Annotated in this window: 23 protein-coding genes and 3 pseudogenes; 13 read left to right on the top strand and 13 right to left on the bottom strand. The window is 62.2% G+C overall.

The window, feature by feature from the left end:
- Positions 1–37: 37 nt before the first annotated feature.
- From ACE10W_RS15375 to ACE10W_RS15385, 3 genes and pseudogenes are all read left to right on the top strand, one after another.
- Positions 38–742, top strand: a complete 705-nt coding sequence (locus ACE10W_RS15375; RefSeq protein ID WP_271528988.1) for a haloacid dehalogenase type II — start codon at positions 38–40, stop codon at positions 740–742.
- Positions 729–1,961, top strand: coding sequence for a CaiB/BaiF CoA-transferase family protein (locus ACE10W_RS15380; protein WP_304552485.1), 1,233 nt, complete (start codon positions 729–731; stop codon positions 1,959–1,961). The genes ACE10W_RS15375 and ACE10W_RS15380 overlap by 14 nt, the downstream gene beginning before the upstream one ends.
- A 51-nt stretch (positions 1,962–2,012) precedes the next feature.
- Positions 2,013–2,237, top strand: a pseudogene (locus tag ACE10W_RS15385) (SDR family oxidoreductase); the annotation flags it as partial.
- A gap of 1,133 nt (positions 2,238–3,370) precedes the next feature.
- On the opposite strand, the gene ACE10W_RS15390 reads toward ACE10W_RS15385, so the two are convergent.
- Positions 3,371–3,601: a DUF2798 domain-containing protein gene (locus tag ACE10W_RS15390; RefSeq protein WP_304552487.1), complete on the bottom strand. Its 231-nt coding sequence runs from the start codon at positions 3,599–3,601 to the stop codon at positions 3,371–3,373.
- A 206-nt stretch (positions 3,602–3,807) separates the two neighbouring features.
- Here ACE10W_RS15390 and ACE10W_RS15395 point away from each other — a divergent pair, with 206 nt between their 5' ends.
- Together ACE10W_RS15395 and ACE10W_RS15400 are read left to right on the top strand one after the other, a co-directional pair.
- Positions 3,808–4,689, top strand: a complete 882-nt coding sequence (locus ACE10W_RS15395; protein WP_304552489.1) for a LysR family transcriptional regulator — start codon at positions 3,808–3,810, stop codon at positions 4,687–4,689.
- A 181-nt stretch (positions 4,690–4,870) separates the two neighbouring features.
- Entirely contained in the window at positions 4,871–5,548 is a 678-nt protein-coding gene (locus tag ACE10W_RS15400; protein ID WP_304552490.1) for a peroxiredoxin-like family protein, read from the top strand.
- Between the two features lie 82 nt (positions 5,549–5,630).
- Here ACE10W_RS15400 and ACE10W_RS15405 read toward each other — a convergent pair whose 3' ends face one another.
- Complete coding sequence (locus tag ACE10W_RS15405) at positions 5,631–5,801, bottom strand: RNA-binding domain-containing protein (protein WP_369525324.1); 171 nt, start codon at positions 5,799–5,801, stop codon at positions 5,631–5,633.
- Between the two features lie 238 nt (positions 5,802–6,039).
- On the opposite strand from ACE10W_RS15405, the gene ACE10W_RS15410 reads away from it, so the two are divergent.
- Both ACE10W_RS15410 and ACE10W_RS15415 read left to right on the top strand, forming a co-directional pair.
- Positions 6,040–6,615 carry a carboxymuconolactone decarboxylase family protein gene (locus ACE10W_RS15410; protein ID WP_304552496.1) on the top strand — a complete coding sequence of 192 codons (576 nt, stop codon included), beginning with the start codon at positions 6,040–6,042 and terminating at the stop codon, positions 6,613–6,615.
- Positions 6,616–6,715: 100 nt separating this feature from the next.
- Positions 6,716–7,432 carry an SDR family oxidoreductase gene (locus ACE10W_RS15415; RefSeq protein ID WP_304552497.1) on the top strand — a complete coding sequence of 239 codons (717 nt, stop codon included), beginning with the start codon at positions 6,716–6,718 and terminating at the stop codon, positions 7,430–7,432.
- Positions 7,433–7,533: 101 nt separating this feature from the next.
- Here the strand turns inward: ACE10W_RS15415 and ACE10W_RS15420 are convergent.
- Positions 7,534–8,649, bottom strand: a pseudogene (locus tag ACE10W_RS15420) (VOC family protein); the annotation flags it as partial.
- An 89-nt stretch (positions 8,650–8,738) separates the two neighbouring features.
- On the opposite strand from ACE10W_RS15420, the gene ACE10W_RS15425 reads away from it, so the two are divergent.
- Positions 8,739–9,662: a LysR family transcriptional regulator gene (locus tag ACE10W_RS15425; protein ID WP_304552498.1), complete on the top strand. Its 924-nt coding sequence runs from the start codon at positions 8,739–8,741 to the stop codon at positions 9,660–9,662.
- A 662-nt stretch (positions 9,663–10,324) separates the two neighbouring features.
- On the opposite strand, the gene ACE10W_RS15430 is transcribed toward ACE10W_RS15425, so the two are convergent.
- From ACE10W_RS15430 to ACE10W_RS15450, 5 genes and pseudogenes are all read right to left on the bottom strand, one after another.
- Entirely contained in the window at positions 10,325–11,347 is a 1,023-nt protein-coding gene (locus ACE10W_RS15430) for an aromatic ring-hydroxylating dioxygenase subunit alpha (protein ID WP_271578588.1), read from the bottom strand.
- A 19-nt stretch (positions 11,348–11,366) separates the two neighbouring features.
- Positions 11,367–12,725: an amidohydrolase family protein gene (locus tag ACE10W_RS15435; RefSeq protein ID WP_271578587.1), complete on the bottom strand. Its 1,359-nt coding sequence runs from the start codon at positions 12,723–12,725 to the stop codon at positions 11,367–11,369.
- Positions 12,722–13,522, bottom strand: coding sequence for an ABC transporter permease (locus ACE10W_RS15440; protein WP_304552502.1), 801 nt, complete (start codon positions 13,520–13,522; stop codon positions 12,722–12,724). Before ACE10W_RS15440 ends, ACE10W_RS15435 begins: the two co-directional genes overlap by 4 nt.
- Entirely contained in the window at positions 13,519–14,367 is an 849-nt protein-coding gene (locus tag ACE10W_RS15445; protein ID WP_271578585.1) for an ABC transporter ATP-binding protein, read from the bottom strand. The genes ACE10W_RS15440 and ACE10W_RS15445 overlap by 4 nt, the downstream gene beginning before the upstream one ends.
- Positions 14,368–14,432: 65 nt before the next feature.
- A pseudogene (locus ACE10W_RS15450) lies at positions 14,433–15,420 on the bottom strand (ABC transporter substrate-binding protein).
- A gap of 263 nt (positions 15,421–15,683) precedes the next feature.
- On the opposite strand from ACE10W_RS15450, the gene ACE10W_RS15455 reads away from it, so the two are divergent.
- Positions 15,684–16,478 (top strand): creatininase family protein, encoded by a 795-nt coding sequence (locus ACE10W_RS15455; RefSeq protein ID WP_271578583.1) that lies wholly within the window; start codon positions 15,684–15,686, stop codon positions 16,476–16,478.
- Here ACE10W_RS15455 and ACE10W_RS15460 read toward each other — a convergent pair whose 3' ends face one another.
- Genes ACE10W_RS15460 through ACE10W_RS15475 form a run of 4 tightly spaced genes read right to left on the bottom strand, consistent with a single transcriptional unit; the run spans position 16,479 to position 19,978 of the window.
- On the bottom strand, positions 16,479–17,324 hold the full coding sequence (locus ACE10W_RS15460) for an alpha/beta hydrolase (protein ID WP_271578582.1): 846 nt from the start codon (positions 17,322–17,324) through the stop codon (positions 16,479–16,481).
- Between the two features lie 13 nt (positions 17,325–17,337).
- Positions 17,338–18,720, bottom strand: coding sequence for an FAD-binding oxidoreductase (locus ACE10W_RS15465; protein WP_271578581.1), 1,383 nt, complete (start codon positions 18,718–18,720; stop codon positions 17,338–17,340).
- Entirely contained in the window at positions 18,717–19,544 is an 828-nt protein-coding gene (locus ACE10W_RS15470) for a cysteine hydrolase family protein (protein WP_271578580.1), read from the bottom strand. Before ACE10W_RS15470 ends, ACE10W_RS15465 begins: the two co-directional genes overlap by 4 nt.
- Positions 19,541–19,978, bottom strand: a complete 438-nt coding sequence (locus tag ACE10W_RS15475) for a cupin domain-containing protein (RefSeq protein WP_271578579.1) — start codon at positions 19,976–19,978, stop codon at positions 19,541–19,543. The genes ACE10W_RS15470 and ACE10W_RS15475 overlap by 4 nt, the downstream gene beginning before the upstream one ends.
- A 178-nt stretch (positions 19,979–20,156) precedes the next feature.
- Here ACE10W_RS15475 and ACE10W_RS15480 point away from each other — a divergent pair, with 178 nt between their 5' ends.
- Together ACE10W_RS15480 and ACE10W_RS15485 are read left to right on the top strand one after the other, a co-directional pair.
- Entirely contained in the window at positions 20,157–21,059 is a 903-nt protein-coding gene (locus ACE10W_RS15480) for a LysR family transcriptional regulator (RefSeq protein WP_271578578.1), read from the top strand.
- Between the two features lie 463 nt (positions 21,060–21,522).
- Positions 21,523–21,672, top strand: a complete 150-nt coding sequence (locus ACE10W_RS15485) for a hypothetical protein (protein WP_271578577.1) — start codon at positions 21,523–21,525, stop codon at positions 21,670–21,672.
- Positions 21,673–21,940: 268 nt separating this feature from the next.
- Here ACE10W_RS15485 and ACE10W_RS15490 read toward each other — a convergent pair whose 3' ends face one another.
- The gene (locus ACE10W_RS15490) at positions 21,941–22,066 is read right to left on the bottom strand and encodes a hypothetical protein (RefSeq protein WP_271578576.1); all 126 of its coding nucleotides are present in this window, start codon (positions 22,064–22,066) and stop codon (positions 21,941–21,943) included.
- 95 nt (positions 22,067–22,161) lie between these two features.
- On the opposite strand from ACE10W_RS15490, the gene ACE10W_RS15495 reads away from it, so the two are divergent.
- Both ACE10W_RS15495 and ACE10W_RS15500 read left to right on the top strand, forming a co-directional pair.
- The gene (locus ACE10W_RS15495; RefSeq protein ID WP_304552504.1) at positions 22,162–23,322 is read left to right on the top strand and encodes a transporter substrate-binding domain-containing protein; all 1,161 of its coding nucleotides are present in this window, start codon (positions 22,162–22,164) and stop codon (positions 23,320–23,322) included.
- Entirely contained in the window at positions 23,319–23,984 is a 666-nt protein-coding gene (locus ACE10W_RS15500) for an ANTAR domain-containing response regulator (RefSeq protein ID WP_271578574.1), read from the top strand. Before ACE10W_RS15495 ends, ACE10W_RS15500 begins: the two co-directional genes overlap by 4 nt.
- Positions 23,985–23,987 lie beyond the last annotated feature (3 nt).

Below are 23,987 nucleotides of genomic sequence, written 5' to 3' on the forward strand. Positions count from 1 at the left end.
GATCATCCACTCAGTCAACGGGCAAAGGGAAGAAGCAATGACCGACATCCAGAAGATCAAGGACACCGTGAAGGTCTGCATGTTCGACCAGTACGGCACGGTCGTCGACATGCAGGGCGGTCTCGTCAAGATCGCGACGCCGTTCCTCAAGGAGAAGGGCTGGACCGGTAATCCGAACTCCTTTGTCACCTGGTGGCGCCGCACCCACTTCGAGAATTCGATGATCGACGCGCTGCTCCATCGCGAGCACACGCCGTATCGCGAGATCGGCCACCGTGCAGTCTCCGCGGTCATGGCCCGGGCCGGCATCAAGTACACCAAGGACGAGGTGAAGTACCTTGTGGGCGAGATCGAGAAGCTCGAATGCTTCCCGGAGGTGCCGGCGGCTCTCGCCAAGTTGCAAACCAGGTACAAGCTGGTCGTGCTCTCGAACGGCGACCGCGATATGCTCGAAACCGCCAAGAAATATCACAAGGTCCCGTTCGACAACGTCATCTCCGTCGCCGAGGCGAACTCCTTCAAGCCACACGTCGCGACTTATACGAAGGCCGCCGAGATCCTCGGTCTCAAGAAGGATCAGGTCCTCTTCGTCGCGAACCACGCCTTCGACGTGATCGGCGCCAAGTCGGCCGGCATGCGCACGGCGATGATCAACCGACGCAACCGGCCGTTCGAAGAGACGCCGCACAAGCCCGACATCACGGTCGAGACCATGAAGGATCTGGCGGATGCGATCGTCTAGTACGGAAGCTCTCTCCGGCATCAAGGTCCTGGACCTCTGCCGCGTCGTCTCCGGTCCCTTCGCCACGATGCATCTCGGCGACCTCGGGGCGGACGTCGTGAAGATCGAAGATCCCCGTGTCGGCGACGAAAGTCGCCGCTACGGCCCACCGTTCGTGAACGGGGAGAGCTCGTACTTTCTGTCGGTCAACCGCAATAAGCGAAGCTGCGCGATCGACCTGAAGTCGCCGGCGGGGCGGAATGCGGTGATTGCGCTCGCCAAGGCCGCCGACGTCGTGATCGACAACTTCCGGCCCGGGACCCTCGACAAATGGGGCCTGTCCTACGCTGCGATGAGTGCCCACAACCCCAAGCTCATCCAGTGCAGCATCTCCGGCTTCGGTCGGACCGGTCCGGATGCGAGCCGGCCCGGCTACGACCTGATCCTGCAGGGCGAGTCCGGCGTCATGGACATCACCGGTGACCCGGATGGGCCGCCCATGAAGGTCGGCACCTCGATCGCCGACCTGGTCACCGGCCTCTACGCATCGCAGGCGGTGCTCGCTGCGCTCATGAAGCGGGAAAGGAGCGGCGTCGGCGGGCGGGTGGACGTCTCGATGCTGGACGCCATGGCGTCGCTGCTGACGTTCAACGCCGGCATGTACTTCGCGTCCGGTGAAAGCCCGAAGCGTCGCGGCAACGTTCACCCGACGATCAGTCCGTACGAAACGTTCGAGGCGAACGACGGCTGGTTCAACCTCGGCGTCGCGAACGACAAGTTCTGGTCGCTGTTCTGCGCCGCTGTCGACCGCAAGGACCTCGAAGCCGATCCGCGCTTCGACAAGGCGCCGAAGAGGGCGGCGAATCGCGCCGAGCTGGGCTCAATTCTGCGTCCGATCTTCAAATCGGAGCCGCGCGACCGGTGGATCGAGATCTTCGCCGGCGCAGGCATTCCGTGCGGAGCGATCAGGACGGTCGGCGAGGTCTGCGAGGCGCCGCAGCTCGTCCAGCGGGATATGGTCCAAACCGTGGCGCACAGGGTCGCCGGCGAGGTCAAGTTCATCGCCCGGCCGCTGCGCTTCGAGGACAGCTCCCCAGCGCCGTCGACGCCGCCGCCGACGCTCGGCGAGCATACCGTCGAGGTGTTCGAGGACTGGCTCGGATGGAAGCGTGCGGAAGTATTAGACTTCGCTTCCAAGGGAGCGTTCGGCGATGTCGCGCTGGCGCAGTCGACCGTATAAGGAGCAGAATGGATGGGCGAAGCGCAGGTTCGAAAGCTGGTCGAAGCGGCTATCCGCGTCAACGCTCTCTGCCCAGGCTATATCGGGACGGACATGAACGCAGAGTTCTTCGCAAGTGAGCCCGGTCGAAGGATGATTGACAGGATTCCAATGCGCCGCCTGGGCAGTCCGACCGACCTCAACGGCGCGTTCCTACTTCTTGCCTCCGATGCCTCAGCGTGGATGACCGGGGCGACATTGGCCGTGGACGGGGGGCATCTCGTGTCATCTTTTTGAATGGATGGGCCACACCCGGGGCGAGATTTTCGTGGTTCTGTCGCATTCGGGGGGGGCGACGCTCTATTGATTGAGCTGCGGAATGCCGGCTTGACACTTGCCTTCGGAAGGCAACGGTTAGGGGACCATCGGGCGAGCAAACCAGCGCCTACCTGATCTCTGACGGTAAATGAAGCTACGTCGCGCCAGGACTGGCTGTGGCGATTTGCGCTACGTATGCAGAGCTATTCAGTCGATTGACACCGATAGGTAGCGGAATCTCCAGTATTCGGAGCGGCACAAATTATTCTGTGAATTCAAGACGGAAAAATTGCGGCGGGTATGCCGTCGGGATTTGTCCGTCAGTCTCGAAGATTTGTGCTTAAAAATCAAAGACGAACCGCGGTCCGAAACAATCGAGTGGGAGTAGTGCGGCGTGCCGCCGTCGCGTAGTTTAGCGTGGTCTGGTCGAGTTGTTTTCGCTTCCTTCGCGCTGAGAATTCTGACTGAAGTAGTGGGCTTGGCTTATCCCGGTAGAAGTCCGAAATCCATTGCGTCTTCACTCATGGAGTATGGGAGCGAGCTGTATCGTACAGAAGGGCCGGGGCTCAAAGCTTAGCCAAACGCAGCGGCGGGTTTTGGCGCAAAGCGGACCATTATTGATCACTCCCGGTCTTGTTGGCCGGAGCTAGACCAAATTGGCCCATGATGGACTGGACCGAGAGTTTAGTTATTTCAAATAGTTAGAAGGCGGCGTGTGCACGATGTGTGCACCGGAAGATCAAAGAAAATCTCAGTACAGCTAACATGCGCGGGCGTTGGCTGAGCGTATGTCGCTTGCCAACCGACGCGCTTGTTGAATAGGAGCCGTGGTCGAAATTGGAGGTTGTCGACGCGCCGGTGACGGGTCGTTGCACGGAGCTATTCGCAATGAGCGGCCGTTTGTGGCGCGAAGCGGCCGTTCCCAACATCAGTTGCGCCCGGTACGGGGGCTACGGTCAGCTTAATGGACCTGCCGCAACAAGCCGATATTTTCGATGGCGGTGAACCGTGTCGACGGACGGCAGACGTTGCGAGACGCCGCCAAAGTTTAGCGGAGCTCAGCTAAGTGCCGTGGCAGCGGCCGTGACAAGCAACACGGGCGAGTAAAGAACCTATTCGTTTCGCGTGAGCGCAATCGAGAAGCGTAGAATCAGAGGCGCGGCGAAGATTACGACCGGCAACATGCCGACCCACGAAAGCGTCCATGCCTGTAGCCAAGTCTTGAGAACCTCACCCGCGTGCGCAAGCGGATAGATCGCGATCGCAGCGGCAATCGCGCACGTCAGGCCCGACTGGATGACGCCGTAGACAAAGTGGCTATATCGGCGTGGAATCCTCAGCATGTCTTTCCTCGGGATCCATTGTGTCGGTCGTTAGGCCGGCTTGGATCGCGGGATAATGCCCGATAGCGGCCAGTGGGGCGATCGTTTGCCCGGGATAACTCTCATTCCCAACGGGAATGGATCACTCCCGCGGATATCGATTGCACTCCAAGAAGCAAATATCTAAGCCGTTAGTGCTCATTCCTGCAAAGAATAGGAGAAGCTCGATGGATCGAATGTCGCAGATGGAGACCTTCGTCCGGGTCGTTGAGACAGGTTCGTTCTCAAGCGCAGCCAGGCTGCTTAGCGTGGGACAACCCGCGGTGTCGAAGACCGTTGCCCAACTCGAAAGCCACCTCGGCGTCAAATTGCTTATCCGGTCCACACGCGGACTGATGCCGACGGAGGCGGGGCTGGGCTACTTCGAAAGGGCCAAGCGTGCGATCGAGGAAGCCGACGAGGCCGAGCTTGCCGCCCGCGGCGCCGGGACGGGGCTAAAAGGGCGTCTCCGGATATGCGCTGCGGTGACGTTCGCGCGTATCCATCTCGTCCCACTGCTGCCCCAGTTCCTCGCCCAGAATCCCGACCTTGATCTGGAAGTCGTCCTCGACGACCGCCAGATCGATCTCGTCCAGGAGGGCATCGATCTCGGTCTGCGAATGGGAAAGCTTTTGGACTCCTCGCTCACCGTTCGACGAATCGGCCGTTGCAAGCGGTACGTCCTCGGGTCTCCAGAGTACTTCAAGCGCGCGGGAACGCCGGCGACGCCGGCCGATCTCAGTAGTCACCAAGCCGTTGTCTATCTGCAGGGTGAGGGAAGCATCTGGTCGTTCTCCCGCGACGGGTCGGAGGCCTCGGTGAAGGTTCAAAGCCGACTGAAGGTGACGGCGGCCGAGGGCGTGCGCGCCGCGGTCCTCTCACACGCCGGCCTGACGATCGCGTCGGAATGGATGTTCTCGCCCGAACTTCGCACCGGCGCGGTGTGTCCCGTGCTCACGGAATGGAGCTTGCCGCCGATAGATCTGTGGGCGGTCTTCCCCACCGGACGCTCCGCAACCGCGAAGGCGAGAGCGTTTGTCGACTTCTTCGAGCGAAGCTTCAATCCCTAAAATGTGAAAATTCGGCGGCGTGTTGAGAAACCGGATCCATCTGGCACATGGAATTGCCAGCAACCATTCTGGCCCGGAATAGGGCTTAGTCCGACGCACTTTCTACCCTGACAGACGGTTTCCCATAGGTTTCATGCATCAGGTCGCTCGGCGCAGCGGCCAAACCGAACGGAGACCCGTGATGTCATTGCAAGCCAAGCTCAACGCCTTCAAGGCTGACTTCGAAGCCGGTAAGCCACCCTACAACGTCCCTCAGTCCGTAATCGAGACGATGCACCGGGCGACCGCTGAACTTATCGCATCCGGAGCCGCGCAGCGCGCCAAGAAGGCCGGCGACTCTGCGCCTCCCTTTAAGCTCGAAGACGGTTACGGCAACGTCGTTAAATCGGATGACCTTCTGAAAAAAGGGCCGCTCATCCTCAGCTTCTACCGCGGCGTCTGGTGTCCTTATTGCAATCTTGAGCTCCAGGCGCTCGAAGCTGCGAAGCCAAGCTTCGATCGCTTCGGTGCATTGGTTGTCGCCATCTCTCCGCAGACAGCACCGAACAGCCGGAAGTCCGCCCGCCAGAACAATCTGTCTTTTCCAATCCTTTCCGACGTGAAGGGCAATGTCGGGGCCGCATTCGGACTGCGCTTCGAATTGCCGGATTACCTAGTCAATCTTTACAAGAGCCTGAAGAACGACCTGCCGACTTTCAACGACGATCCGTCGTGGAGCTTGCCGATGCCGGCGCGTTACGTAATCGGACAGGACGCCACGATCTTGTATTCGGAGGTGAACCCCGACTACACGCGCCGCCCCGAGCCGGAGGACATGATCCCGGTTATCGAGCGTGCGGTCCGTGAAAGCGCAGCGTAAGTACGTCCTCCCGGACGAGCGGCGTCATCGATAGAATAATGACGCTCGCTCGGATGGTAGCCATGTGTGGCGGCCGAGATGCTTATGGGGTCGACGCGATCGCTGATGGCCTGATGCAGTCTGGCGGCCGCATCCTTGCACCGCGGAATGGGCGCAGCGGTGGCTTCGCGCGCTTGGTCGCTGTTTCCTCGTCGATGCCGACAACCAGCGTTCCGCCGATCGTGTTGGCGAAGGCGATGATCTCCGTGGCCAACTCGTCTTTGGCGTCGTCGCCGCGCCGTGGTTTCTGACAGGCGATGGGGAAACATGATGGGCTTGTCCGGCAGCGGACTCCGAAATTAGCCGATTCGGCGGCTCCGCTCCGGAAAAGACCACGCTCCTCGTCACGTTATTCCCTAACGGAATAGACTATATCGCTCCGCCAAGTCTGCCGGAGTCGAGCGTTTTGGACAATTTTCCGTACATCGCAACTGCAAACACGGAGACTTCCAATGCGCAACGATTTCACTCTCCACGATACCAACACCGCTCCCACGGCTTCCGCCGAAATCTTGAACGGCGTCCAAGAGGCTTGGGGCTTCGTTCCGAACCTCCACCGCATCCTGGCTGAAAGTCCGGCCGCGCTTGAGGCCTACAGCACGCTCTGGGGTATTGCGGAGAAGACCGGCTTCACCGCCCAGGAGCGCAACTTAGCTTATCTGGCGATCATCTATGAGAACGAGTGCACCTACTGCATGGCCGGGCATTCGAACCTTTCGCGCATGGCAAAGGTCGATCCGGAGGAGATCGCTGCGATCCGCGAGGGACGGCCGCTCGCCGACGCCAAGCATGAAGCGCTGCGGCAGTTCGCCGCCAAGGTCACAAGCCAGCGCGGTGTCGTGAGCGAGACCGACGTCGCCGCGTTCAAGGCCGCCGGCTACGACAACCGTGCCGTCCTCGACGTGCTCGTCCTGGCCGCTACCAAGCTGATTTCCAACTACGCCAACCACCTGGCGGACACGCCCAACGACGCCTTCATGAAGGGTGCCGAATGGACGGCTCCGGGACGCCTCAAGGCCGTCGCCTGACATCTCGGGCATGGGCGCCGCCGGAACGGTTGGTGTCCAGGTCCGGTCAGCGTCGGCCGATCCGGGTCGACATATCTAGCATCGAACAACGGGGACCGTCATGCATCGTTCGTTCTTGATTACCGGTGCCAGCAAAGGCATTGGCCTGGCTCTGTCTCATCGCCTGTCTGCGGCCGGTCATCGCGTCGTGGGTGTCGCGCGGAATGCCATCGACGGTTTTCCGGGCATCATGGAGCCGCTCGATCTGGGCGACAGTGAGAAATCTCGGGCGAAGCTCGCCGAACTGACCAAGCACTACGCGTTCGACGGCGTCGTCAACAACGTCGGTCTCGTCCGAGCGCAGAAGTTGGGCCAGGTCGAGCACTCCGCTCTTGATGAGGTCTTGCGGGTCAATTTGCATCCGGCGCTGACGTCCGTGCAGACGATCCTGCCCGGGATGGTCGATCGCGGGTGGGGGCGGGTGGTGAACATCGCCAGCCTTACCGTCCTAGGAACGGTCGAACGGACCGCATATGCGGCTGCCAAGGCGGCGCTGGTGAGCTTTACGCGAAGCTGGGCGCTCGAACTGGCGACGACCGGGGTTACGGTGAACGCCGTCGCGCCTGGACCGACCGAAACCCAACTCTTCCGCGCCAACAATCCTCCGGGCAGCGACGGCGAGCGACGCTACCTCGCTGGCGTTCCGATGGGTCGCTTCGGCAAACCCGAAGAAATCGCCGCGGCGATCGCGTTCCTGTTGTCGGACGATGCTGCTTTCATGACGGGGCAAACGCTCTTCGTCGACGGTGGAGCATCCATCGGCAAAGCCGGGATTTGACGCCGATCCAGGACTATCTCCGAAATATTCCCGAGGGGAATAACGCCTAGTCGTACGTGAATCCTACCGGCTCGAATCGCTCTCGATAGCATGTCGGTAATCGTCGCGATCTTGCCTTTGTTCGTGAGTGAATAGCTGAAATAGCCAAGGCCGGTCGCCCGGATCGCGGACCAGTCGTCCGGAAAGACTTCGAAGGCTCGGGCGAGCGCGGCCTCATACGCATCCGCGTTAGAGCCGTCTGTGGCGGGTCGCACAACCTTTCGTGTCTCATTGAGAAGGCGGTCGTACAGTCCGCGTCCCTTCGGGGTTAGTGCCACGCCGCGCTGTTCGATCTCGCCGAAGCGGGCCGTGTGGGAGCCGATTTGCCAACCGTCCCGCCCGTTCTGGAATGACACGTTCTCCTCAAGTGCCTTGAACGAGGTCTGGCGGAGCAGGATCGGGCAGCTACGGGTGGGCGGCCCTTCCACAACGGCCTTAGGCGTGATCCCGTACTCTGGCATCAGCGCCTGTACCCTATCAATGTCAAGCGTGCGCGGCGTCAGGTGATTGATGTGGGGTCCTCGGAAGGAAACGACATCAGCGACCAGACGGTGAGCGGCGTGCAGGCGGTGATACATTTCCGCATCGACATTCGCTCTGTCATGCCAGCGGAAAGTCTCCAGGACCTCCGCCACGAACCGATCTGCGTCCGCCTTGACGAGGCCGCCATCTCGCTCGGCTTGCTCCGTCAGCGCGATTGCTTCTGTCGTGAAAATGCGGCGCTCGGCCAAAATCCGCGCCGCTTCGTCGCGCAAGCCCTCGTCGGCGATCAGATCGAGGCGCAGCAGCGAGGTAAAGACGCGGAATGGATTGCGTTTGAGTTCCTCCGCGCCCACCGGACGGAAGGCGGTGGAATGCACGGGAACGCCGGCGGTCGACAGGTCGTAATAGCCGACCGGGTACATGCCCATTACCGCGAAGGCACGGCGCATCATCGCGAGCTCGGCGGCTGTGCCGAGGCGGATGGCGCCATGGCGCTCTTCCGAGATGCGCTCGAGGTTGTCGGTCGCCTCCAGGCGCGCCTTGAGTTCGCGCTCAACTGCGAGCACCGCATCATTCACGCGGGCGACCAGGTCCAGCAAGGTCGCATAGGCAGGCACCTCGTCGCGATACATCGCCGACATCGCCGCCGAAAACGAAGTGCGGATCTGGCTTGGGGGGACAAAACCGGGCCTCATGGCCGACCTTCCTGAGAGACAATTTCATTCTAGAATAGCACTATAAGGCTAGATTTCTCGCTTATATCGTGAGATATTCAGCTAAGTTAATGCTGAAATTGCATGATATGCGCCGACGACTGGTCCCCGATATCGTCAATCTGCAGGCATTTGAGTGCGCCGCGCGCCACCAGAACTTCTCGCGCGCGGCCCAGGAACTGAACCTGACCCAAAGTGCGGTGAGTCGGCAGGTCGCCGAACTGGAGCAGCAGACGGGCCTCAGGCTGTTCGAGCGGATTCGCCAGCGTGTCGTCCTGTCGGAGGCCGGCCAACGCCTGCTGCCCGAGGTGCGCGATCTATTGGTCCAATCAGACAGACTGATGATCGGTGCAGTCGCGGCGGCTCAAATGCGGGCATCCCTCAAGATCGCCACGCTGCCTACCTTCGGAGCCAAGTGGCTTGTGCCGAAGCTCGGCCGATTTCTGGATCAGCATCGGGATGTTGCCGTCACGATTGAATCGCGATCGAGGCCGTTCAGTTTCGCGGAGGACAACTTTGATCTTGCGATTCATTTCGGACAGTCGGTATGGGCCGGCGGCACTCTGACCTTCCTGTGCCATGAAACGGTGCTGCCGATCGCAAGCAGGGCGCTTGCGGAGACGCTTCGCATCGGCGGTGCCGCCGATCTGGCGAATGCGCCCATTCTGCATCTGACAACCAGACCGAAGCTGTGGGCCGAATGGTTCGAGCTGCACGAGGCGCCCACCGACAACGCTTACCATGGCGTTCGCTTCGATCAGTTCTCGATGATCATCGCGGCTGCGATGTCGGGCCTCGGCGTGGGTCTGCTGCCAACCTATCTTGTCGAAGAAGAGTTGCGATCCAAAGACCTTGTCCCTATCCTTGATTTGCCGATGTCGACGGAAAACGCCTACTACGTCGTGCGGCCGGAAACGAAGCGGACGCATCAGGCAGCCGATCTTTTCGAAACGTGGTTGCTCTCCCAGGTGGGCATCGACAAACGCGACCGATAGCCGGCTTGGTCCAACTGTTCACATTCAATTGAGGTGTTGGACCATCCACGACAGGGCTAGACCCCGATGTGTCTTGTTGCGGCTCGCGTGATCGACATTGTTCTCCCTGTCGATCGCGATCTCCAATCCGGTTGAACGGGAAGCGAATTTTTGCAAAAGATGCGCACTGATCGCTTTAGCTCGTGAGACACGAACGGATATCTCACCGGGAGTTCGGGAAGAAGAGATAGCTGCTTGAAATTGAAGGGTAATCCAGTTTCTGTTGCCCCCATGATGGATTGGAACGAGACTTCAATTTGTTCAATTGGTTATGGGACGGCGTGTGCACGATGTGTGCACCGGGAGATCAAGAATAATCTCATCACAGCCAATATGAGAAGATCTGTAAGGCGGGTGGGCGAGCCGCATCGAGACAGCGGAAGTGCACAACCAAAGTGCTCGGGAGGCAAGAGGTAGGTGAGCGCTGGGGCACCCCCTTCACCGCCCATTAGCGCAGTTCCGCTGATCCAGAACGCCTCTTGCGGTACGCCGATGCTTGTAAGCATTAGCCGGCATGTAAAATGTGGAAGTGCGCTCCAAATCGCCATCTGCTTTCCACTGTCGCACATGGCAACGAGCGTGTGACTACACGGCCAGATGACCGCGCTCCAGCACACTGGCGTCTATGCTACCGGCTTCGGAACCTCGTCCTCGTCGTGCTCGTGTAGCAGGTCGAGCAGGCGCTTGCGCATCAACATGCCGGGGCGATCGGACGGCATGTGCTTTTCGATCTTGCGGCCCATGTCGACGATCGCGTCCGGGTCGGTCGATTCCAGGATGTCCCGATCTTCTGCGATAATCGCGGCATCCCAGTCGATCAGTTCCTGCGCCGAGCAGTCCGCCTCAGTGTCATTGCGGAACAGGAGCTGCACCACCTGGATCTTGCCGTCGGCGATCGGTGTTGCGCAGTTAAAGATGATATGCCGGATGCCGGAGGGATACTCCATGTCGAGCCGACGGCAGAACGGCATGAACCATTTGTTGCGCATATGTCGCTTTGTATGGGGCTCCGTTGTGCCAGAGATTTTCGCCGCGATCGGCGGGTTCTTTACGGTGACGATGGTTTCCGCCTCGAAGCCGTAGTCGGTTTCGACGATTTCGTATTTTTCCGGTCGCGGCTGGTCAATGTCGCCGAACGTGTTCTTGTGCACGAACGCGAAATGCGCGTTGTCGAACGAGTTTTCCATCAGCCGCAGTGCTGCCGTGTTCCAGGTGTCGTAGAACTGGAAGATGCGGCGGTAGGCGGGGTCGCTGTCCTCGGGAATGTCGGGAATGTCGCGCAGCGGCTCGTCCAGCGCCACCCAGACATAGCCGTAGCGAGTTTTCGTGCGGAACGCGCGCGCTCTGGCGTCGGGGATCGGTTGCTCGAATGGAAACTGCGGGATCATCACCAGCTTGCCGTCGCGGTCGTACTCCCAGCCGTGATAGCCGCAGACGATGTTGCCGTTGCGGCACCAGCCCTTGGAGAGTTTTGCGGTGCGATGGCAGCAGCGATCCTCCAGCGCCGCGGGTTCGCCCTTGGAATCAAGAAACAGCACGATTGGCTCACCGAGCAGCGTGAACGGCTGCGGCCCGCTCTCGAGTTGCTCGATGCGCATAATCGCGTACCAGAAGCGGCGTAGCACCGGTTGTTTGGTGGCCAGCATGGGGTGTCTCCCGAAAGATTTAGGCGGCAATGCGCGTCACGACGCGCGCAGCGTCCGTTCGAAGTCGTGCAAGGTCGAGGCCGGGGATGGCGCCGTCGTCAACGACGGTCCGCCCGCCAATCAGCAGATGGCGCACCCTGGCGCCACCGCAGGTCACCGGTGCGACCAGGAGATCGTGCATGCCGAAATGGCGCGGCTGGTCGAGATCGAACACCGCGATGTCCGCCTGCTGGCCCGGTGCAAGCGTGCCGACATGCGGCAGGCCGAGCACCCGCGCGCCGCCGGCCGTGGCCCAGTGCACGACGTTTTCGGCGGTGACGGCATTCGCGCCCTTCACCGCGCGATGGGTATGCCAGGCGCTGTGCATTTCGCAGACCATGTCGGCAGCCTCGTTCGACGCCGCACCGTCGACGCCCAGCGACACCGCGCCGCCAAGTGCCGCGAGGGCGTCGGCCGGCGCGACACCGGAGCCGAGCCGACAGTTCGACTGCGGGCAGTGCGCCATGCCGGTGCCGGTCTCGGCCAGGATCTTCACCTCGTCACCGTCGAGATGCACCATGTGCGCGTACCAGATATCGGGACCGAGCCAGTCGTGGTCGGCAAGCCAGTGCACGGGACGTTTGCCATGCACGGACATGCAAAAGTCGACATAGTCCGACGTTTCCGACAGGTGGCTGTGCAGCCGCAGCTTCATGCGACGCGAGGCGGCAATCACCTCGCGAAGCTGGCCCGGCTCTAGTGACCAGGTCGGCGTCGTCGGCGCCATCGCAACCTTGGTGAGACCGGCGGGAGAGGGATCATGAAAACGCTGGGCGCAAGCTTCGACCGAGGCCAGCATGCGCTCGAGCGGTTCAATTGGCGTCGGCGCTCCGTCACCGCCGCCGATATGGCTCGTCTTGGTGCCGCCGCCGCGACAAAGCACCAGGCGCAGCCCGAGGCTGCGGGCGACTTCGAAGATCACCGCCGCCGGATCGAACCGGTAGGTATCGCTGAACAGGTAGTGGTGATCAGCCACGGTTGTGGTGCCGGACAGGAGCAGCTCGGCAAGGCCGATCCGGGCCGCGACCGCCAACGCCTCCTCGTCGATCTTCGACCAGTACGCATAGGGCACCGACCGCAGCCAGCCGGAGAGCGGCTGATTGATGCCGGACTGCACCCCCTTCAACACGCTCTGGAACAGGTGGTGGTGGGTCGAGATCAATCCGGGATAGATCACGCAACCTGAGGCATCCAGCCTCCGTTCGCCGCTCTCCGGCGTGAGCGCGCCGATCGCCGTGATGACACCGTCGCGAATCCGGATCGATCCCTGGGCACGCATCGCCTCGCCGGGAAGGCCGGTGAAAATCCCCTCGGCATTCTCAATCAGCAATGCACTCATGCTTCGGTTCCAAGCTCGCTCTCGTGCCAGTTCGACAGCGCTAGCTTGGAGAGTCCCACCATCGCGCCGAACAGCACCACGCCGGTGACGGTGATCAGGAACAGTGCGGCGAACATCCTTGGAATGTCCAGCTGGAATCCGGCATCGAGAATCTCGTAGGCAAGTCCCGATGAGCGGCCGCCGGTGCCGGCGACGAACTCGGCGACCACTGCGCCGATCAGCGCGAGCCCGGAGGAAATGCGCAGGCCGCCGAAGAAGTACGGTAGAGCACCGGGTATCCGCAGCCGCACCAGGGTCTTCAATCGGCTGGCACGGTTCATGCGGAAATAGCTGGCGAGCCCGGGATCGACGCTGCGCAGGCCCAGCGTGGTGTTGGAGATGATGGGGAACAACGCCACCAGCGTCGCGCACACCGTAAGTGAGAGTTGCGTGTTCTTCACCAGGATGATGATCAGCGGCGCGATCGCCACGATCGGCGTCACCTGCAGTAGCACTGCATAGGGAAACAGGCTGACCTCGATGGCGCGGCTTTGCACGAACATGAAGGCGATCAGCGTCCCCAGCACAACGGCAGCGGCGAACGCCTGAAGGGTGATGCGTAAGGTGATCAGCAGTGCGCGCAGCAGCGATGGGCCATTCTTGATCAGACTGGCGATGATGTCGCTCGGTTTCGGAAACAGATAGACCGGGATCGAACCGAGGCGGCAGCCGATTTCCCAGACCGCGAGCAGCACCACGCCGACCGCGAGCGGCGCCGCGATTCGCACGAAAGTCTCCGATTGCAACAGCGGCTTCATGGCGTGGCTCCCGATACTGACGGCAACGACGCTTCGGCGAGCCAGGTCGACAGTTCGCGGCAATAGGCGGCAAACCGGGCGCTGTCGCGGAAATCCTGGCCGCGTGGTTGCGGTTCATCGATCGTCATGGTGCGGAAAATGCGGCCTGGGTTCGCGGCGAGCACCACGATCCGGGTCGACAGGAACACGGCTTCATAGATCGAGTGGGTGACAAACACCGTGGTCAGCTTGCGTTCCCACCACAACTTGATCAGATCGTCATCGAGCTTGTTGCGGGTGAATTCATCGAGCGCGCCGAATGGCTCGTCCATCAACAGCAGGGTCGGGTCAGTGGCGAGCGCGCGGGCGATCGACACCCGCATCTTCATGCCGCCGGAGAGCTGGCGCGGGTAATGCTGGGCAAAGGCCGAGAGGCCGACCCGGGCGATGGCGTCGCTGACCCGCGGATCGGCCTTGCCGCGTGGCACGTCGGCGAGGTCGAGCGGCAGCCGCACATTGGTATCGACCCGCGCCCAGGGCATCAGGGTCGGCTCCTGGAATACGAAGGCGAGGCCGCGGCCGTCCTGGCCGACCTGTCCGGAATCGCCACGCCACCACAAAATGCGACCGTCCGACGGCTGGATGAGATTGGCGATCAGCTTAAGCAGCGTACTTTTGCCGCAACCGGACGGGCCGATCAAAGTGAGGAATTCACCCTCGGCGATCGTGAGGTCGATCGGCGCCAGGGCGCGGGTGCCGTTGGCGAAGATCTTTTCTGCGGACAGCACCTCGACCGCCGGCCGACGATCGGCTGCGCGGCGCGCGGTGTGTGCGTCCAGGGGGTCGCTGGGCAAGGGAGCATTCATGATAGGCTTCTTCGTGGAGTAATGATCGTCGGATCGTTGCAAGCTTCGCGCCTGCGCGCCGTGGGCTAGAATCCGATCTTCAGATCCTTGACAAAGCGATCGGTGAACGCCTTTTGCCATTCGGTCTTTGGATCGAGCAGGTCGGCGGCGACCAGGAAGTCATAGGTCTGCTTCCATCGCGCAGCCGTCATGATGCCGATTCCGCTTGTGGCGGCGTCGCCACCGTCGAGCGCTTTGGTCTGCTTCAGCTTGTCGATCGCATATGCGATCTGGGCGTCGGTCATTTTCGGGTTGTCGACTTTGATCAGGGCGTTGGCCGGTTCCGGGTTCTTGAGATAGTCACGCCAGCCCTCGAGCGATGCCTTGACGAAGCGGGCCACCACATCGGGGTTCTCGGCGAGCATCTTCTCGGTCGTCACGATCGTCGAACCGTAGGGCGGATAGCCACCGTCGGCGAACAGGAAGAATTTTGCCTTGGCGCCCTGCTGCTGCGCCTGGAACGGTTCGGACGAAAGATAGGCCTGCTGCGACACCGTGGGGTCGGCAAAGAACGGTTGCAGGTTGAAAGTGTAGGCGCGGATCTGGTCGTCGGTGTAGCCGTATTTGGCGCGCAGCCACGGCCAGAACGTGGTCCGCGACGAACCGGAGATCAGGATCGGCTTGCCTTTCAAGGCGGCGAGGTCTGCCACGTCGTCATTGGGCCATGATGCCTTGCAGATCGAACTGGAACGAGGACGCTACCGTCACCAGTGGCAGTCCCTTTTCTCGGCCTTTCAGCACCTGGATGTCGTAGCCCATCAGGAAGTCGGTCTCGCCGGCCAGCAGGAGCTGCGATCCGTTCACCTGCGGTCCACCCATCTTGATGGTGACGTCGAGCCCGACCTTCTCGTAAAGCCCGGTCGCCTTGGCCTGGTAGAAGCCGCCATGCTCGGCCTGGGCGAACCAGCTGGTCAGAAATGTCACCTTGTCGGCGGCGGTCGACGGGGCGACGAAGCCAAGGCAAGCCGCGGCGGCGAGCAGGGCGCGGGACACGATGGTCATGACGGCGTTCATGGCAACCTCGGTGTGATCTCGATCGGAAGGAATTCCGATGGGGCGGAATCCCGGTGGCAGCGTTCCCGGCACTGCGAAAGATGCACGCGTCGTCTGTCATCCGGAAGCATTTTGATTCGAGGCATATGTTGCCTTTTAGGCAACGCATAAAAAGCCGGGTCACGCCTCGGCACGCACCATTGTCAACGGCTCCGCGATGTCATAGTCGGACATCATGGTCGTACGCGCCGCAACCGCGCGGTGCGGCGTGAAGGGAATCCAACATGGACAAGCTGCGCCGCCGCGCTTGGTGGGACGAATACGCCTCGCGTGAATTCGAAAGCCTCGATCCAGAGAGCACCATCGCCATCCTGCCGATCGCTGCCATCGAGCAGCACGGGCCGCATCTGCCGGTTGGCGTCGACGCGGCGATCAACCGTGGCATGCTCGAGACGTTGATCGATTGTCTGCCCGATGATCTCGACATCCGGATCCTGCCGATCCAGCAGGTCGGCAAATCCAACGAGCATCTGCGGATGCCCGGCACCCTGACCTTGCCGGCGGCGACGCTGATCGAGGCCTGGACCGAGCTCGGATTGTCGGTCGCGCGCGCCGGCGTGCGGAAGCTCGTGATCGTCAACTCGCATGGCGGCAATGACGAGGTGATGGGCATCGTCGCGCGCGAACTGCGGGTGCGTGCCGACATGCTGGTGGTCAAGTCTGCCTGGTCGCGGCTCGGCAAGCCGGCCGGCCTTTACAGCGAGCGCGAGCTGAAATTCGGCATTCACGGCGGTGACGTCGAGACCTCGCTGATGCTGCATTTCCGCCCGGAACTGGTCGACATGGCGCGCGCGCAGGACTTCCGGTCCGTTGCCGAGGACGACGAAGCGGCCTTCGACCATCTCAGGCCGACCGGATTCATTGCCTATGCCTGGATCGCCGGCGACCTCAATCCCGACGGCGCGGTCGGCGAAGCGCACAAGGCCACCGCCGACAAGGGCCGTCTCACCGCCGAGCACGCCGCGGGGGAATTCATCAAGCTCCTGTACGACGTGAAGGCGGCGAAGCTGCCGCGCTGATCAACTGCGCTCGAACAGCTGCCGGATCAGGGTCGTGATCCGGCCGGTCGGCGAGCCCAGCGCGAGCATGACCGAGAAATGGTCGGCGCCGGGAATTTCCTCATAGCTCACCGGCAATCCGTTGACGGCGCGGTGCGCGGCCATGTCGGCCGTCTGTTGGCGCAGCATCGGCAGTTCGGCCGCGCCGACCACCAGAGCCAGCGGTGCCGCGGGGCCGCTTGAGAGCAGCAGCGGCGAATTGCGCCGCGACGTCGCTTCGTCAAGCTTGAGCTTGACGTTGAGAAAGCTGTGGCGGATCGGTTCGAGATCGAAGATGCCGCTGATCGCAATGCCCGCCTTTACGCGCGGATGCGACAGCGCGATCGTCGCCAGATGTCCACCTGCCGACCAGCCTGAGACGACAATGCGGCTGGGGTCGCCGCCGAGCGCGGGAAGCTGTTCAGCGAGGGCGTCGAGAGCCCGATGGATCTCGGCAACGATCTCGTCCATGGTCGCCTCCGGCGCCAGGGTATAGCCGATCAGCGCGACATTGATGCCGTGAGCCATCGGTCCCTCGGCGAACCAGGTGACGGTTTCCTTCGAGCGCATCTGCCAGTAGCCGCCGTGAATCAGCACCAGCGTCGGGCCGCCCTCGGCGGCCTTGAGGAAATCGATCCGATTACGGTCGCGTGGACCGTATCTCAGGTCGAGATGCGCGGAATGCTTGTCCCGCATGGCGGCGGACCGCTGCTCCCAGCTCGCGACAAGCTCTGCGCTGCCCGGTACGGCGGCGCTGTTATTGAGCCCGAGATCGCGCTGCTCCTGGCTCATCGATCGCCAGTTCGTCTCGCCGAATATCGTTCCCATCGTGATGTTCCCGTCAGCGCTCCGCCACGAAGCTGCGCATCTTGCCGGGATTGAGCAGGCCGTGGGGATCGACCTCATGTTTGAAACCAAGCTGATCGACATCGACGCGTTTGTAGCGGCTGCCATCCTCGACGGTGTACACGTGCGGATTGGCGATATGGACCTCGTGCGCCTCGTGCAGGCGGATGATCTCGTTCAGCCGCTCCGCGTCGCTGTACCGCACCACCGGCAGTCCGCTGCAGGTCAACTGGCCGTTGAAACGGATGAACTCGAGATGCTGCAGCACCTCGTCCGGAAACATCGTGCGCATCTCCTCGACCTTCTGCAGCAGCCGGTCATGGGGGTACAGGCATTGCAGATAGGTCACCGTGCGATCGCTCTTGAGCACCTGCAGGGTGGTATGATTCCAGGTGTATTCGTACAGCGGCACCTTGCCGGGGCCTTCGTCGGTCGGCATCTCCAGAGTGATGGTGCCGCGATCGCCGAGCAGATCCCTGAAGTCTTCCAGCGAGCGCTCGGCGATCATCGCGATCAGAATACTCTTGCCCTCGGGGCAGCAGGATTTGAGCGCACCAAAATAGGACGGCAGCGGCCATGTGATGGGCGCCAGCAGTTTCTTGATGATGCCGTCGGAAAGCGCCGCGGCACGGCCGAATTCGACCGCGGCCAGGAAATCGTCGAAAGCGACCACCACATCGATCCATGGCTGTGCGGGCGCCAGCGGCATTTCGAGCGCGGTGATGATGCCCGTGGTGCCGTAGGCACGGTTGATCTTCTGCGCCGCGTCGTCGCGCAGTTCGATGATGCGGGGCTCCGACTCCATGGTGACGATGCGCGCGGCGAGGATATTGCCGGGTTCGCGCAAGCCGCCATAGGTGATCGAGCCGATGCCGCCGGATCCGCCAGCGACGAAACCGCCAATGGTCGCGGTGCGCTTGGTGGAGGGATGCATCCGCAGCTCATAGCCGGACGGCCGTGTCGCGGCGTCGATCGCATTCATTTTGGCGCCGGCGCCGACACGGATCTGTCCGGGTCTGATCCATTCGATCGTGTCGAGCGCGGTGACGTCGAGCAGCACGCCGCCGGCGAGCGGTACCGCTTGGCCGTAATTGCCGGTGCCGCCGGCCCGCACCGTCAGTGGCACGCGGTGGCGTACGCAGGCTGCGGCGACGCGAACAATATCGGCCTCGTCGCGTGGCGCGACGATTAGATCGGCCGACTTGTCGTTGAGCTGATCGTTGAGGACCGGGCTGTACCAGAAGAAATCGCGCGAGCGCCGGCGCACGATTGTGGGATCAGTCACGACCGGGATATCGCCGAGCTCGGCGAGCAGCGGTGCCAGTCTGTCCGTCGATGGATGCCTGTTGGATGCGTCAAAAGACGTGAGATCGTTCATGGCGCGTTCACCTCGGCGATGGTGGCCCGCTTGCCGGCGAGGGCAGCGGCAAGGACGGAAGACTCCAGCACAAAGCCGAAGCATTGGTTTACGTTGTAGACGGTCGCGGCCATGCAGTAGTCCGGTGAGGTGGTGGCTGCGCAGTCGCGCAGCAGCATGCAGTCGTAGCCATGGAAGTTGGCGTCCTGCAGCGTGCAGAGCACGCACTGGTCGGCATTGACTCCGGCGAACAAGAGCGTCGTGACATTGAGGTTGCGCAGGATGCTATCGAGCTCGGTGTCCTGGAATCCTGACATGCGATATTTGGCGACATGAATGTCGGTGGACTCGACCGTCAGCTCTTCGACAATCGAGGCTGACCAACTGCCGCGTTCCAGCACCCGCGCACCGGAGCCCGGCAGCCGGTCACCGAGGCCGACGCCTGTGCCGGACGGCTTGTAGACATGCAGCAGAGCCGGGCTGAGGTTGAGCCGATCGGGCCGGTTGCCCCAGTTGAGCCAGATCACCGGCACGTCGAGGCCGCGCAGCACTGGCAACAGCCGTTGCAGCGGCGCGATCGGTGCGCGTGCCGGCGTCACATCGACACCGATGTGGGCAAGCCAGCCGTCCGGATGGCAGAAGTCGTTCTGCATGTCGACGACAATGATGGCGGTGCGCGCGAGATCGAAGGTTACGAGCTTGGCGCCGGCATCGATCGTCACCGGCTGCGGCACGACCGGTGGCCGGATAAGGTTTGCCCGGGTCGCCGAGACCGACCAGCGGTTGCGCGTGCTGGCGCCGAGCGGCATGAGATCATCGACCGGTTGGAGGCGGGTGTTGGTCATCGTTGATCCGCCTGGTCGCGCCCCCGCAGCACCGCGATGTCGTCGGCCTCGATCTCGACCGGTTCGCCGCCGCGGATCAATTCGGCAAAGCCTTCGTTCGGTGTCATCACCGTCAGGCAATACAGCTTGCCGGCCCCGGTATTCTCGATCACGTGCTCGGAGCCGGGATGCAGCAGCAGCGAGTCGCCCTTTCTGATCGGCAGCGTCTTGCCGTCGCAGCGCGCGACTCCCTCGCCGTGCAGCACGTGGAAGAATTCGTGCGCCGTCGCATGTTCGTTGGGCGGCGTCGCGCCGCCCGGCCGGAAGATTTCGATGACGAAGATGTTGTCGATCCGGTCGCTCTCATGATCGAACAGCATCACGAAATAGTTGGTGTCCGTCGGCGAGATGCGGAAGGCCTTGGACTGAGCGAGGTTTTCGACGCTGAACGCCATGAGGGAGGCTCCTGATTGTGGCCGGTTCGACGTGCGGACGTACGCGTGACGAGCCACGATGGATTCAGCACGCCGGAAGGCTTGCACAAAAGCGCTTTATTTCGCAAACACTGTTGCCTTTTAGGCAACGTAACAGCATCCTCCGGAGCGAGGCTCTTTTCCAAGCAGGAGCAAGGGGATGCTGCATAGCCGCCTGTTGACCTATGTGGACGAGGTGGCGCGCACCGGATCGATCCGCAAGGCTGCGAGCCATCTTAACGTCGCGGCCTCCGCCATCAGTCGCCAGATTCTTGCGCTTGAGACCGAACTCGGCACGCCCATTTTCCAACGGCTGCCGCGCAAGCTGATTCTGACCGCGGCGGGCGAGGTGCTGGTTGGCCACATTCGCCAGACCCTGAAGGAATTGACCCGCGCGCAGGGCAAGATCGAGGAACTGAAAGGTTTGCGCCGGGGCGAGATCACGGTGGCGATGATGAGCGGTCTCGCTTCGAACCTCGTGCCCGGCACCGTCAAGCAGTTCCGTGTTTCCAATCCCCGGGTGCGGCTCTGTCTGACGCTGCTGACCACGGGCGAGGACATTCAATCCGCGGTCGCCAGCGGCGAGGCCGACCTCGGCATCGGCTTCGATTTCACCCGCGGCAGTCACCTGAAGGTGCTGGCCCGCGCCGCCGGCAAACTCGGCGCGGTGATGGCGCCGAGCCATCCGCTCGCCAAGCGCAACCAGATCCGGCTCGGCGAGTGCGTCGACTATCCGCTGGTGATCGCCGACGGGTCGACCGTGATCCGGCCTTACCTCGATTCGGCATTTGCGAAAGCCTCGCTGGAACCGCTGCCGATCATCGAAACCAACGCCATCGAGATCATGCGCCACGCTGCCATTCTTGATAATGGCATTACCTTTCTTACGCCGTTCGACATCGAGTTCGAGCGGCGCGTCGGCCGCCTCGTCTATGTGCCGGTGCGCGAGTTGGCGCACGAGACGCAGACGCTCATGCTGATCGGCCACGAGCGCGGGACGAGCGCGATCGCCAGCGTGCTCGCGGAGATGCTGAAGGCGATGATGCGTGAGGCCGCGGCGTGAGCGACCGGGGCGTCGCCCGCTGTCATTGCAGGGCGGGTCGCAGCCGCTTCGCGCTCGATGCCATATGAAGACCGGAACGGTCATCGTGGCAAACATTTCACGAATCATGCGGCGTTCGACCGATGATCTGCATGCTTTCAGAGAGCCGCAGCGCGCAGGCGCTCACCCGCAGCAGATTGGGCATGATTTGCTAGAGCTAGCTCAAACTTGCCTATGATGGACTCGACCGACTGACGTGTCGCGGTGAGAAAATGTCAGTCTACAAGGCGGGGCGTTTCAAACCGATCCGCATGCGAGGCCCAGATCTCCGATCTTGCTGTCCCAGCCGCGACATCGTCACGAATGCGTTGAACCGGCTGATCGATAAGGCCTCGGTCGCAAACTGGCTCAAGGAGCACGGCCCCACACGCCTCGAGTAGCCGGCGCCTCCCCGACCTATCCGGGACGGCATCAGCATCTCAACGTGCTTGACGGTCTCGCCGCAAGAAATCCCGAGGCCGTGAAGCAGTCGATCCAGGCCGATCTGATGGAGGGAGGCGCCAGATTGCTGCAACTGCTCAAGGATATCGAAGCCGGTGCGACGCCGTCAGAGTTGGATGCCGCAGCGACATAGTCAGCGAGCGACGCTGCCTCGATCGAACCGTCGGGCAGTCCAGCGCGCGTCATCGGTCGTTCCGCCGCGCGGCCACTATGATCCGATCCAAAATTTGGTCAAGAACGGCATCGATTTTGCAAAAATGAGTCTGACAAACTGCGAGTCCGACAGTGTGGTGCTCGGCGCTGTTCTCTATTTGCGTTCTATCAGCGCGGCCCGGCGCGAACGGGTTTGCCTGTCGCCAATCGCTCTATCCGACAATCACGAGTCCCCTTGCACAGTTTTGCTACAGGCCGACACGAATTGCGGCAGTGTTCGCTGCAACAACGCGCTTGACATAATATCCGATCTCAACGACCGTATCGTGCAAGCGTAGGGCAACACGGCCCAGCAACGCGATGAGTTCAATCATTTCCAACGCCACGCATTCTTTGCGTGTTTGGTTGGCGGCGAGGGCGCCCTCGGCTTCACAGCCGGCGGGCGCTTTTTTTGTTTTTGGATCGAGTGATGGCGCGGAAACGGTATCGGATTGGCGTGATGTTCTCGACGACGGGCTCCTACAGCGTCGTCGCGCGTTCGATCCTCAATGGCGCGTTGCTAGCGTTCCAGGAGGTCAATGCCAGCGGCCAGGACGTCGAGCTGGAGCCGGTGGTGGTCAACCCGTCCGGCGACCTCGCGCGCTATCGTTCGCTCAGTCTCGAGCTTCTCGGCTCCGACATCCGGCATGTGGTCGGCTGCTACACTTCGTCGAGCCGCAAGGAGGTGATCCCGTGCTTCGAGAAGTTCGACGGACTGTTGTGGTATCCGTCTCACTACGAGGGCTTCGAAAGCTCCGATAACGTCATCTACACCGGCGCCGCGCCGAACCAGCACGTGCTGCCGTTGGTCGACTATCTGGCGTCCCGCGTCGGCTCGCGCGCGTTCTGTGTCGGCTCCAACTACATCTGGGCGTGGGAGAACAACCGCATCTTCCGCGAGGCGCTGATCGCGCGGGGCGGGACCGTGCTCGCCGAGCGCTATCTTCCGGTCGGTGATACCGAGGTCGACCAGGTGATCAAGGCGATCATCAATCAGCGTCCCGACTTCGTCTTCAACAATCTGATCGGCACCAGCGCCTATGCCTTTTTCCGCGCGTTCCGGGCCGCCTGCCGGACGCGCGGCATCGACCAGGCTGCCGAAATTCCGGTCGCGAGCTGCACGCTGTCGGAACCGGAATTGCCGGAGATCGGCCCGGACGCGGTCGACGGACATCTGTCCTCAAGCGTCTACTTCTCCTCGCTGAATTCGTCGGAAAATGCCGCCTTCATCCGCGCCTACACGGCGTCCTTTCCGGATGGACCGGTCTCGTCGGCAGATGCTGAATCCTCCTACATCGCCGTCAAGCTGCTCGCGGCGGCATTGTCGCAGGCCGGCACCGACGACGCTCGTACGGTGCGCGCCGCCGTGGCCGATCAGCGGCTGCGCGCTCCGCAAGGGGAAGTCCGTATCGACCGGCAGACCTTTCACGCCTGGCTGACACCACGGATCGGACGCTCGGCCGCCAACGGCCAGTTCGAGGTGCTGCTGGAATCCCGCGAGCCGATCGCGCCCGATCCCTATCTCGTTCAGTCGTCACCGCGCTTTGCCAGCGCGATGCGCTCTCCGCTGTTGAAGGTGGTGCAATCATGAGCTCCCGACTGCTACAGAACTTCAAGGGCGGCCGCGCCATCGTCGTCACCCGGCGAGGGGGATGGGAGAGCGCGCTCGAAACGACGCTCGCCAAGCTCGGCGTCTCCACCGAATATCCGGAGATTATCGACGGCCACGCGCATATCGACGTCGCTGGCCTTCAGTCCGACCGTGACATCCTGTTCGTCGACGGCGATCTCGAAGGCGCGGTCGCGATCGAAGTCAATCCGGCCTCGCGGCTGCCGCCGGTGCCGGTGATCGGCCTCGTCGGCGTCGAGGCGCCGAGCCGGCTCAAGGCGCTCGTCAATCTCGGCGCCACCTCATTCCTGCGCAAGCCGGTGCATGGCGGCGCGGTCTATACCTCGCTCTTCATGGGCATCAATCAGTTCCTGCTGCGCGCCGAGATGTATGAGCGCTTGCAGGGCCTCGAGGAACGCCGCCGCGGCCGCCGCGCGGTGATCCGGGCCGTCATCCTGCTGATGCAGCAGGACGGCCTCGACGAGGAGGATGCCTATTCCCGGCTCCGTCGCGAAAGCATGCGCGCGCGGCAGAACATGGAACTCTATTCCGAGGAGTTTCTGAGCAAGAGGGCGAAGCCGCCCGATACGACCGGCCGCACGACCGGCATCATGCTGCAAGGCGGCAACAAGCAAGCCATCTAGGAG

It is taken from the genome of Bradyrhizobium sp. B025 (assembly GCF_042257955.1).
Taxonomy (GTDB): domain Bacteria; phylum Pseudomonadota; class Alphaproteobacteria; order Rhizobiales; family Xanthobacteraceae; genus Bradyrhizobium; species Bradyrhizobium diazoefficiens.